The sequence below is a fragment of the Geodermatophilus sp. CPCC 205506 genome (assembly GCF_051383635.1).
Taxonomy (GTDB): Bacteria; Actinomycetota; Actinomycetes; order Mycobacteriales; family Geodermatophilaceae; genus Geodermatophilus.
This window is the reverse complement of the sequence record NZ_JALPKP010000089.1, coordinates 1-11,280: the sequence shown is the minus strand read 5'-3', so window position 1 is coordinate 11,280 and position 11,280 is coordinate 1. Positions and strand designations below refer to the sequence as shown.

The following is an 11,280-nucleotide window of genomic DNA, read 5'->3' as shown; positions in this document are numbered from 1 at the left end:
AGGGCTACCATCCGCCTTCCCCCGCTGGCGCGGGGCCGCCGACGAGCCGGTGGCCGACGCGCTGCGGCGGGCCCGCCGCACCCGGCGCGGCCGGGTCGCGGCCGGGATCGCCATCCTCGCGGCGGCCGCCCTCGCCGTTCCGCTCGCGTGGCCCGCCGGGAGCCCGGTCGCTCCCCCGCCCGCGTCGGCGGCGCCCGCGACCGTGCCGGTGCTCACCGAGCCGACCCGCGGCTCGCTGGCCGGGGACCGCGTCTTCGTCGAGGCGGTGCGGCAGCTGGACTGGGGGCCGCTCGTCCCGCCGCCGGTCGCCGCCCGCGACGTCGTGCTGGCCACCGACACCCCCGCCGGGCGGGTGGTGCTCGTGACCGGGACGGTCGACGAGGACGTCCGCGGTGTCTGGTTCACCGGGCCCGCCGGGGCACCGCCCGAGGCGCTCACCCCGGCGGTGCCCCGGCACCTCGGGCCGGGCCGGCCGGCGTCCCTGCTGGTCGGCGGCCCGGGTGCGGCCACGGTCGTGGTCGTCGCCGGCCGCGAGGACGAGGTGGAGGTCTCGCCACGGTTGCAGGTCGGCCCGCGCGGAACGGTCCAGCGCGGCTACGAGCCGGCGCGCACTGTCGACGGGGTGGCGGTCGGGCAGGTGCGGACGACGACCGGCGGCAGCGGGGCCAGCGTCCGGGTGCTCCGCGACGGCGCCGTCGTGTACCGCGCGCCGGTGGGGCTGGACCTGACCGCGCGCGGGCCCGCCCCGGAACCGCCGTCGCTGGCGCCGCTGCGGCCGACGGCGGTGCGGCCGGCGCCCCGGGCGGTGGCGGAGGCGCTCGCGGAGGTCGCCGTCCCGCTGGGTGTGGAGCCCGCGGAGCTGCTGCCGGAGCTGCTGTGGTCGGGCCTGCTGCCCCTGGACGGCGTCCCGGGGACGGCCGCCGTCGTGGTGGCCCGCAGCCCCGGCGGTGGCCTCGTGGTCACGACGTGGGCCGCCCAGGTCGGGCCCGGCGGGAACGGCCGCGCGGTGCCCTGCGGCGTGTACACCGCCCCGGGGGCCTTCGACGTGACCGAGCTGGTCGCTGCCCGCGTCTGCGACCTCTCCTCGCCGGAGAGCGAGCCGTCGGACGAGGGCCGCTGGCTGGTGCTCACCGCGCCCCCGGACGCCACCGCCGCCGCCGTCCTCGACGACCGCGGGGGGCTGCTGACCACGCTCGCGTTGGACGGCGGCGGCGTGGTGGCCGCGCTCCCTGACGGCGCCCGCGCGGTGCGCACGCTCGACGCCGGCGGGCGGGCGGTGGCGGAGGTGCCGGTCGCCGCCGCCCCCGTGGCGCCGTTCGGCGACTACGGCGGCGGCCCGGTGCGCTGAGCGGCGGGCCGCCGCCGGCGGGTCAGTCGAACAGGATCATCCCGCGGATGGCCCGGTGGTCCCGCATGGCCTGGTAGCCCTCGTTGACCTGGTCGAGGGTGTAGGTCTGGGTGACCAGCTCGTCGAGGACCAGCTGCCCCTGCCGGTAGAGGCTCAGCAGCTTGGGGATGTCGGCCCGCGGGTTGGCGTTGCCGAACAGGCACCCGACGATCTGCTTCTGCCAGGCGGTCAGCTCGAACACCGGCAGCTGGATGTCGCTGAGGAACACCGATCCGAGCGAGGTGAGGGCGACCCGGCCGAGCTTGCCGACCACCGACATCGCGTCGGCGATGATCGTCGGCGTCACGACGTCGATGGTGATGATGGCCGACTCCGCCATCCGGCCCCAGGTGAGGTCGGCGACCGCCTCGGCGGCCTCGGCGGCGGACGCGAAGGCGTGCGTGGCCCCGTAGACCGTGGCCTTCTCGCGGTTGTAGGGCGCCGGGTCGACGGCGATGATGCGGGTCGCGCCGGCGGCCTTGGCGCCCTGCAGCGCGTTGGCCCCGACGCCGCCGATGCCGAAGACGACGACGGTGTCGCCGGCCTTCACCTGGGCGCCGTAGACGGCGGTCCCCCAGCCGGTGGTGACGCCGCAGCCGACCAGCGCGGCCTTGTCCAGCGGGATGTCGTCCTCGATCCGCACGACCGAGTCCTGGTTGACCACGGTGTAGGGCGAGAAGGTGCCGAGCATGCACATCAGCCGGGCGTCCTGGCCGCGGACGTGGTGCCGGGCGGTGCCGTCCTGCTGCAGGCCGATGTTGATGCCGGCGCCCTTGTCGCAGAGGTTCTGGTGGCCCGACGCGCACCAGGTGCAGTCCCCGCAGGCGGGGATGAAGCTGAGGACGACGTGGTCGCCCTCCTTCACCTTGGTCACGCCGGGGCCGGCCTTCTCGACGATGCCGGCGCCCTCGTGGCCGCCGATGACCGGCACCGCCTCCATGGGGAGGTCGCCCACCCGCACGTGCTCGTCGGAGTGGCACAGCCCCGACGCGGTCAGCTTGACCAGCACCTCCCCCTGGCGCGGGTCGTCGAGCTCCAGCTCCTCGACCTGCCAGTCCTGGCCGTACTCCCACAGCACCGCCGCCTGCGTCTTCACCCCGGGCCTCCTCGCCAGATGTGGTGCGGGTCACCGCCCCCGAGTCTGCGAGCCTGCCGGACCGGGCCGCAGCCCGCCCTCCTGGCCGGCGGTGCCGAGGACGACCGGCTCGCGGGCCGCCACGGCGGGTCAGCCGTCGTGCAGGATGACCCCGCGGACGATCTTCCCGTCGTCGAGGTCCTGGTAGCCTTGGTTGATCTCGTCGAGGGTGTACCGGCGGGTGATCAGCTCCTCCAGCTTCAGCCGGCCCTTCCGGTAGAGGTCGAGCAGCCGCGGGATGTCGTACAGCGGGTTGCTCATGCCGAAGATGTGGCCCTGGATGTTGCGCTGGTAGCCCACGACCCCGCCGCCGGCAGCGAGCTGGATCTGGTTCTCCCCGGTCCGTCCGACCGAGGTGACCGTGACCTGGCCGCCCTTGCCGACGATCGCCGCGGCGGCCGAGACCACGTCGGCGGTGAGCACGCCGACGGTGCAGATCGCGTGGTCGGCGAGCTGGCCGCGGGTCATGTCGACGACGGCCTCGTGCGCCTCGCCGGCGTCGGCGAAGACGTGGGTGGCGCCGAACTCCAGCGCCTTCTCCCGCTTGAACGCGACGGGGTCGACGACCACGAGGTTCTTGGCGCCGGCGTACGCGGCGCCCTGGACGGCGTTCATCCCGACCCCGCCCGCACCGAAGACCACGACGGTGTCCCCCGGCTTGACCTTGGCCACGTTCACCGAGGAGCCCCAGCCGGTGGGGACGCCGCAGCCGACGAGCGCGGCCACCTCGAAGGGGATGTCCTCCTCGATGCGCACGGTGGAGGCCTGGTTGACCACGGCGCGCTCGCTGAACGTGCCGAGCATGCAGAACCCGCCGAGGTCGTTGCCGTCGTCGTCGTGGAACCGGAAGCCGCCGTCGCCGAGCCGGCCGGTGGCCATCTCCGCGCCCCGGTCGCACAGGTTCTGGTGCCCGGTGGAGCAGTACCGGCAGACGCCGCAGGCCGGGATGAAGGAGCAGACGACGTGGTCGCCCACCGCCACCCGGGTCACCGCGGAGCCGACCGCCTCCACGACGCCGGCGCCCTCGTGGCCGCCGACCATCGGCAGCCGGGCCACGCTGTCGCCGGTGCGCAGGTGCTCGTCGGAGTGGCACATGCCCGAGACGACGAACCGGATCCGCACCTCGTCGGCCTGCGGCTCGTCCAGCTCGAGCTCGGTGACCTCCCAGGGCCGTCCGGCCTCGCGGATGATCGCGGCGCGAGTCCTCATGCTGTCCACTCCTGGTCTGGTCGCGGGTGCTCGGCGGCCGAACCGGCGAGCGGTGTGTCGGCGAGCGGCGGGTCGGCCGGGTCGCGGGGGGAGGGCGTCCGGCCGGGGTCGTAGGCGGTGAGGGCGGGCAGGTTGGCGTGCACCCGGCGCAGCAGGCCCAGGAGCAGCTCCACCTCGGCGTCGTCCAGGCCGGTGAGCAGCAGCCGCTCGCGCTGCAGCGCCACCGGGACCATCCGCTTGTGCAGCTCGGCACCCGCGGCGGTGAGGTAGAGCCGGCGGAAGCCCGGGGTGGCCTCCACGCCGACCAGGCCGCGGTCGACCAGCGTCCGGACGCTGCGGCTGACCACCGACTTGTCCACCTGGAGGACGTTGCTGATGACCTGCGCCGTGCAGCCGGGTTCCAGGCCCAGGTGCGAGAGGACCCGCCAGTCGTTCACGCCGATGCCGAACTCCCGCAGGTACACCTGCGAGGCCGACGAGGAGATCGCGTTGGCGATGACGGTGAGGTAGTAGGGCGTGTAGTGCTCGCGCTCGATGTGCCGGGTCATCGGCCGGCGCCGCAGCCGCCGGGTCTCTCCGTCGCCGATCATGCTCCCCCGGTTCTCCTCGGGACGCCGAACCGGCGTCGGTCCACCCGGCAGGCTAGCCGGGAGGTGGGCGGCCCCGCTCACGCCGGCGTCAGGTCCACCGGCAGCGACGCCCAGCCGCGCAGCGAGTTGTTGAGCTTGCGCTGCCCGGGACCAGCCAGGGTGATCGCCGAGACGCGCTCGGCCAGCGCCCGGAGCACCGCCTCGCCCTCCATGCGGGCGATGTGCTGGCCGATGCACTGGTGGATGCCCAGCCCCAGGTCGAGCTGGCCGTGCCCGCGCCGCTCGATGCGGTACTCCAGCGGCGCGTCGTACTGCCGCGGGTCGGCGTTGGCCGAGGCCAGGAGGAGCATGACCTTCTGCCCCGCGGGGATGCGGGTGCCGGCCAGCACGAGGTCCCGGGTGGTGGTCCGGAAGATGTTCTGCACCGGCGACTCGTAGCGCAGCGTCTCCTCGAACGCGTACCGGGCCAGCCCGGGATCGGCGCGCAGCAGCGCCCACTGGTCGGGGTGGGCGGCCAGGCACTGCACGGTCGCGGCGATGCCGGCGACGGTGGAGTCCAGCCCGGCGCCGAACAGCGACCGGACCAGCAGCGGCGCCTCCTGCTCGGTGACCGTGCCGTCGTCGGTGAGCGCCCAGATGCCCGCTCCGATCCCGCCCGGCTGCAGCGCCTCCCGCTGGCACCGGCCGAGCACCCACTCCGTCGACCCGGCCGCGGCGGCCTGCGTCGTCCGGAACAGGTCGTTGAGCGGGCCGAAGCTGTTGAAGATCGAGTGGCCGTAGGGCAGCAGGTTCTCCCGCCCGTCCGGGCCGATGCCGACGGCGTCGCCGAAGACCTGCACGACGTAGGGCTCGGCCAGCTCGGTCACCACGTCGACCCGCCCGGCCGGCAGCAGCCGGTCCAGCAGCGCGTGCGCGGCGGTGTCGAAGCCGGGCCGCAGGTCCTGCAGCGCCCTGGGCAGCAGCAGCGGGTTGACCGCCCCGCGGTAGTGGGTGTGCTCGGGTGGGTCGGTCTCCAGCAGCAGGCTGCGCGGCCGCCAGGACGGCTCCGTGCGGTAGTTCTGCAGCCCGGTGCCCGACGAGGACTCGTACTCCGCCCAGTTGCGCAGCACCGCCTTGACGTCGGAGTGCCGGGTGACCACGTAGGCGCCGTAGCGGGTCAGCCGCAGCACCGGCGCCTGCTCGCGCAGCCGGGTCTGCCACGGGACGGGGTCGGCCAGGTTCTCCTCGGCGAACGGGTCGAGATCGGTCTCCGGGGTCTCGACGGCCTCGTCCTGCAGCTCCCCGGTGTTCACGCCGGCACCGTCCGCCGGTCGAGCCGGAAGCCGTCGTAGCCGGCGGCCACGACCTCGTCGCACTTCTGCCGGTAGGCCGGCACCCCGCCGAGGTAGGGCATGAACACCCGCGGCTTGCCGGGCACGTTGGCGCCGACGAACCACGACGGGGCCCGCGGGTAGAGGGTCACCGCGGCCACGTCGTGCACGTGCTGCACCCAGGCGTCCTCGGCGTCCCGATCGGGCTCGATCGTGTCGATCGCGTGCTCGCGCAGGTGCCGCAGGCACTCGGTGATCCAGTCGACGTGCTGCTCGATGGAGACGACGACGTTGCTGATCACCGACGGGCTGCCGGGGCCGGTGATGGTGAACAGGTTGGGGAAGCCGGAGACCTGCAGGCCCAGGTAGCTGCGCGGCCCCTCGGCCCAGCGCTCGCGCAGGGTCACGCCGTCGCGGCCGCGGATCTCCATCCGCAGGAGGGGGCCGGTCACCGCGTCGAAGCCGGTGGCGAGGACCAGCGCGTCGAGCTCGTGCTCGGCGTCGGTGGTGCGGACGCCGCGGGGGGTGATCTCGACGATCGGCGTCCGGCGCAGGTCGACCAGGGCGACGTCGTCCCGGTTGAAGGTGTCGTAGTAGCCGGTGTCCAGGCAGATGCGCTTGGTGCCGAACGGGTAGCCGCGCGGGGTCAGCGCCTCGGCCACCTGGGGGTCCCGGACGGTGTCGCGGATCTTGCCGCGCACGAACTCCGCCGCCGTCTCGTTGGCGTCGAGGTCGGTGATGATGTCGGTGAAGGACGCCGGGATGCAGGCGAACAGCCCGGAGTCCCAGCACTGCTCGTACCGCTGGGTCCGCTCGCCGGGGTCGACCTCCAGGGCCGACCGCGTGCCGCGCTCGACGAGGATCCCGGTCCGGGCCTGCAGCACGGCCGCCCGGTGCTCGCGGTACCGGGCCTTCCACTCCCGCTGGTACTCCGGGTCCAGCGGCGCGTTGTGCGCCGGCAGGCTGTAGTTCGGCGTCCGCTGGAAGACCGTCAGCGACGCCGCCTGCTCGGCCAGGACGGGGATCGACTGGATGCCCGACGAGCCGGTGCCGATGACGCCGACCCGCAGCCCGGTGAGGTCGACCCCCTCGTGCGGCCAGCTGCTGGTCGACCAGACCGGGCCGGCGAACGTGTCGAAGCCGGGGATCTCCGGCGGCTTGGGCGCCGAGAGGCACCCCGCCGCGGTGATCAGCCAGGTGCAGGCCACCTGCTCGCCGCCGTCGGTGCCGACCAGCCAGCGGTTGTCCGGGTCGTCGCGGACGGCGGAGACGACGCGGGTGCCGAAGGTGACGTCGCGGCGCAGGTCGAAGCGGTCGGCGACGTGCTCGATGTAGCGGAGGATCTCGGGCTGGGTGGCGTAGCGCTCCGACCACTCCCACTCCTGCTCGAGCTCCGGGTCGAAGGAGTAGGAGTACTCGAGGCTCGGCACGTCGCAGCGGGCGCCGGGGTAGCGGTTCCAGTACCAGGTGCCGCCCACGTCGCCGCCGGCCTCGAACACGCGCACGGAGAGGCCCAGGCCCCGGACGCGGTGCAGCATGTACAGCCCGGCCAGGCCGGCGCCGACGATGACGACGTCGACCCGGGAGCGGTCGGCAGAGGGCAGCACGGGGTTCTCCTCGGTCCTGGGGAGTGGGGTGCGGAGACGGAGGGGACGGCGGCGCGGAGGGGGAGCCGCACCGCCGTCCCGGCTCTCAGCCCTCCGGCGTCCAGACGACCTCGTCGAGCACCGGCGCCTCGTCGACGATGCCGTACTTCAAGGCGGCGTCGGCGAGGGGCTGCAGCTCCTCGGGCTCCAGGGTCGGCTTGAACTCCGGCAGGCCCATGCGCTCGATCAGCGCCGGGTCGATCTGGGTGTAGTTCGGCAGCTGCGCGCGGACCTCGTCGGGGTTCGCGGCGGCGTACTCCTGCGAGACCTCGATCGCCGCGCGGATGCGCTCGTAGAGCTCGGGGTCCTCCGCGATCGCGTCCTCGGTGGCGAAGTACGCCGACGCGGCGATCTGCTCACCCGGAGCGAGGTCGTCGTAGGGGTTGGCGATGACCCGCGCCCCGGCGTCGGCGGCCGTGGTGCAGAACGGCTCGGCACAGACGAACGCGTCGATGTCACCGGAGACCAGCGCGGTGACCTGGTCCGGGAAGGGCATCTCGGCCAGCTGGACGCCGTTCGGGTCGCCCCCCGCCGCCTCGACCGAGACCTTCGCCAGCGTCTCGGAGAGGTTGTTGAGGGTGTTGACGCCGATGGTGCGGCCGACGAGGTCGCCGGCGTCCTCGATCGCGGGGTCGATGGCCATGAGCATGTTGATGCCGAAGTCGGCCTCGCCGGTGCTGGCGGCCGACGGCGCGATGATCGTGAGCGGCAGCCCCTGCTCGCGGGCCTGCATGACCGAGATGACGTTGCTGAAGGCGAAGTCGTACTCGCCGCTGACCACCGAGGGCACCAGCGCGGCCCCGCCCTGCCCGGTGTTGAAGTTCAGCGTGATGCCCTGGTCCTCGAAGAAGCCCTGCTCCTGCCCGAGGTAGAGGACCGCCACGTCGGTCACGGGGATGACGCCGACCTGGACGGTCACCGGCTCCGCCGCCGCGGAGCCCGACGGCTCCGACGAGCCGGAGGCCGCGGGCTCCTCCTCGCCGCCTCCGCCGCACGCGGCGAGCACCAGGGAGACGGTCGCGGTGAGCACCAGGGCGGCGGCCGGCCTGGCTGTGCGGTGCCTGGGGTGGCGCATTCTGCCTCGCTCTCGATGGGCCGCGTTGCGTCGCGGTGGGCTCAACGTGGCGTGAGTCACTGTCGCTGTCAAGCCGGGAGTTGCAATTGCAACCGAGCCGGCCCGGTCTTCCCACGCCGTGGTACCGCGCCTTGACGCGGCCGGAGCGCGCCACCATGGTTGCGAGCGCAACCGATCCGCGCGGGCGCCGATCCGCCGGTGTCGACGGCGCTCGGGAGCGGAGACAGACGATGGGTGCAGCGGACGTCGTGGCCCGCGGCCGGGTGGCGGTGGTGACCGGCGCGGGCAGCGGGATCGGGCTCGGTCTGGTCCGGCGGTTCGCCGCCGAGGGCATGCGGGTGGTGATGGCCGACGTCGAGGCGCCCGTGCTCGAGGCCGCGGCCGGCGAGCTGGCCGGCACCGGCGCGGAGGTGCTGCCGGTGGTCACCGACGTCGCCGACGCCGCCGCGGTGGAGGCGCTGCGCGACGCCGCCCTCGAGGCGTTCGGAGCGGTGCACCTCGTCTGCAACAACGCCGGCGTCGGCGGCTCCCAGGACCCGCTGTGGGAGGTGCCCCTGGGCGACCTGGAGTGGGTGTTCGGGGTCAACCTCTGGGGTGTCGTGCACGGCATCCGGACCTTCGTGCCGGTGCTGCAGCAGCAGGACGCCGGGCACATCGTGAACACCAGCTCGGTGTTCGGCGTGTTCGCCGGCGCCCTGGGCGCCTACGGCTCCTCCAAGCACGCCGTCGCCGCGCTCACCGAGTCGCTCTACTTCCAGCTGCGGGAGGCCGGCTCGCACATCGGGGTCACGCTGCTGTGCCCGAGCGCCGTCCGCACCAACTTCGACGACTCGGCCCGCAACCGGCCGCGGTCGGCGGGCCCCCGGGAGGACACCGGTGCGGTCACCCAGGCCGCCCGCGCCGAGCTGCACGCGCGGTCGGCGCCGCTCCGGGAGCCGGACGAGGTCGCCGGGCTCGTCGTCGACGCGGTCCGGACCGGCCGCTTCTACGTGCTCACCAACGCCGTGCGGGACGCCGCCATCCGCGGCCGGGCCGAGGAGATCCTGGCCGGCGGCCCGCCCACTCCCCCGCTCGCCTGGTGACCCGCCCGGTCAGCCGGCGGACCGGGCGCGGTACCGGCGCACCAGGACCGGGACGAGCTCGGCGCCGGCGGTGCCGGCGGCGGCCCAGCCCAGGACGACCCCCCAGGACAGCGGGTCCAGCGGGGTGCAGCCGAAGAAGCGGCTGACCCCCGGCGTCGAGACCAGCGCGACCAGCACGGCCAGCGACCCGGCGGCGGTGGCCAGCACGAGCGGGCTGCGCCGGCCGGCCCACGCGGTCTGACCCAGCTGGGTGGTGATGAGGGCGGCCAGGCCCATCGTCCCGGCGCGCCCGGCCGGGCCGGTCAGCCGGCCGAACGCCCAGGCGCCGGTGGCACCGGCGGCGGTGGCGGCCCCGCGGACGACGACCATGCGCCGGACCTCGGCGGCGAAACCCCGCTGCGGGCCGGCCAGCAGCACCGCCTCCAGCGGGTGGCCGGCCAGCGGCCCCTCGGTCGGCTCGAGGACGGCGGCCCGCGGGGTGGCGACCGCGACGGCGAGCGCCGGGAACATGTCGGTGAGCAGGTTGACCAGCAGCAGCTGGCGGGTGCCCAGCGGCGCCCGGCCGCCGAACGCGGTGCCGAGCACGGTGAAGGCGACCTCGCCGGCGTTGCCGCCGACCAGGATCGAGACCGCGTCGCGCACCCGCAGCCACATGGCCCGGCCCTCGCCGATCGCGTCGACCAGCCGGGTGAGGTCCAGGTCGGTGAGGACGAGGTCGGCCGCGGCCCGGGCGGCCGGGGACTCGGCCCCGGAGACGCCGATCCCGACGTCGGCCAGCCGGATGGCGGCGGCGTCGTTCACGCCGTCGCCGGTCATCGCCAGTGTCGCGCCGGCCCGCCGGAGCGCGGCCACGAGCGACACCTTCTGCTCCGGTGAGAGGCGGGCGAAGACGGTGCCCTCCCGCACCATGCGGGCCCGGTCCGCGTCGGAGGCGCGGGCGAACTGGGCGCCGGTGACCACCTTGTCGGCGTCGGGCACGCCGGCCTGCGCGGCGATCGCCCCCGCGGTCTCGGGGTGGTCGCCGGTCGCGAGCACCACCCGGACCCCGGCCGCGCGCAACTGCTCCACCGCGGCCACCGAGGACTCCCGCAGCGTGTCGGCCAACCCGAGCAGTCCCCGCAGCCGCAGGTCCTGGGCGGCCGCGTCGAGGTCCTCGGGGGTCGAGTCCAGGTCGCGGTCGGCGACGGCCAGCACCCGCAGCCCGTCGGCGGCCAGCTCCTGCACCGCCTGCCGCAGGTCCGGCGTCCCGGTGCAGCGGGCGGCGACCACCTCGGGCGCGCCCTTGACCACCAGCCGGCCGTCCCGGACCGCGGCGGAGAAGCCGCGCTCGGCGCTGAACGGGACGCAGGCGTCGGGCTCGCCCTCGGCGGTCAGCCCGCGCTCCGCAGCCGCCTCGACCACCGCGCGGTCGGTCTCGTGCGCCTGGTCGTCGCCGTTGGCCACGGTCGCCGCGGCGACCCGGAGCACGTCGTCCTCGCCGGAGTCGTCGTCCACGGGGTGCAGCCGGGCCAGCCGCAGCCGGTTCTCGGTCAGGGTCCCGGTCTTGTCGAAGCAGACGGTGTCCACCCGGCCGAGCGCCTCGAGCACCCGGGCGCTGCGGACCACCGCGCCGCGGCCGGACAGCCGCCGGGCGGCGGCCTGCTGCGCCACGGTGGCGACCAGCGGCAGCCCCTCGGGAACGGCGGCCACGGCGATCGCCACGCCCGCGGCGACGGCCTCCCGGAGCGGCCGGCGCCACAGCACGCCGAGCGCGGTGACCGCGGCCCCGCCCGCGAGGGTCAGCGGCAGCACCGCCCGGGTGAGCTCGCCGAGCCGCGCCTGGACGCCCGCCGGCGGCGCGGCGCCG

9 protein-coding genes are annotated in these 11,280 nt (G+C 75.1%); 2 read left to right on the top strand and 7 right to left on the bottom strand.

Annotated features, from left to right (window positions below; all coding sequences use genetic code 11):
* Window positions 1-1,348 (top strand): hypothetical protein (locus MY520_RS27235; protein WP_436695829.1); only part of this gene is annotated, 1,348 nt, incomplete at its 5' end.
* Window positions 1,349-1,370: 22 nt separating this feature from the next.
* Here MY520_RS27235 and MY520_RS27230 read toward each other — a convergent pair.
* From MY520_RS27230 to MY520_RS27205, 6 genes are all read right to left on the bottom strand, one after another.
* Complete coding sequence (locus MY520_RS27230) at window positions 1,371-2,483, bottom strand: NDMA-dependent alcohol dehydrogenase (protein ID WP_436695828.1); 1,113 nt, start codon at window positions 2,481-2,483, stop codon at window positions 1,371-1,373.
* A gap of 129 nt (window positions 2,484-2,612) precedes the next feature.
* Window positions 2,613-3,731: an NDMA-dependent alcohol dehydrogenase gene (locus tag MY520_RS27225; RefSeq protein ID WP_436695827.1), complete on the bottom strand. Its 1,119-nt coding sequence runs from the start codon at window positions 3,729-3,731 to the stop codon at window positions 2,613-2,615.
* Window positions 3,728-4,321 carry a MarR family winged helix-turn-helix transcriptional regulator gene (locus tag MY520_RS27220; protein ID WP_436695826.1) on the bottom strand — a complete coding sequence of 198 codons (594 nt, stop codon included), beginning with the start codon at window positions 4,319-4,321 and terminating at the stop codon, window positions 3,728-3,730. Before MY520_RS27220 ends, MY520_RS27225 begins: the two co-directional genes overlap by 4 nt.
* Before the next feature lie 77 nt (window positions 4,322-4,398).
* Window positions 4,399-5,613: a cytochrome P450 gene (locus MY520_RS27215; protein WP_436695825.1), complete on the bottom strand. Its 1,215-nt coding sequence runs from the start codon at window positions 5,611-5,613 to the stop codon at window positions 4,399-4,401.
* Window positions 5,610-7,238 (bottom strand): flavin-containing monooxygenase, encoded by a 1,629-nt coding sequence (locus MY520_RS27210; protein ID WP_436695824.1) that lies wholly within the window; start codon window positions 7,236-7,238, stop codon window positions 5,610-5,612. Before MY520_RS27210 ends, MY520_RS27215 begins: the two co-directional genes overlap by 4 nt.
* 85 nt (window positions 7,239-7,323) lie before the next feature.
* Window positions 7,324-8,352 carry an ABC transporter substrate-binding protein gene (locus MY520_RS27205; RefSeq protein ID WP_436695823.1) on the bottom strand — a complete coding sequence of 343 codons (1,029 nt, stop codon included), beginning with the start codon at window positions 8,350-8,352 and terminating at the stop codon, window positions 7,324-7,326.
* 230 nt (window positions 8,353-8,582) lie between these two features.
* Here MY520_RS27205 and MY520_RS27200 point away from each other — a divergent pair, with 230 nt between their 5' ends.
* Window positions 8,583-9,434, top strand: a complete 852-nt coding sequence (locus MY520_RS27200) for an SDR family NAD(P)-dependent oxidoreductase (RefSeq protein WP_436695822.1) — start codon at window positions 8,583-8,585, stop codon at window positions 9,432-9,434.
* 9 nt (window positions 9,435-9,443) lie between these two features.
* On the opposite strand, the gene MY520_RS27195 is transcribed toward MY520_RS27200, so the two are convergent.
* A partial coding sequence (locus MY520_RS27195; RefSeq protein WP_436695821.1) for a cation-translocating P-type ATPase occupies window positions 9,444-11,280 on the bottom strand: 1,837 nt, incomplete at its 5' end.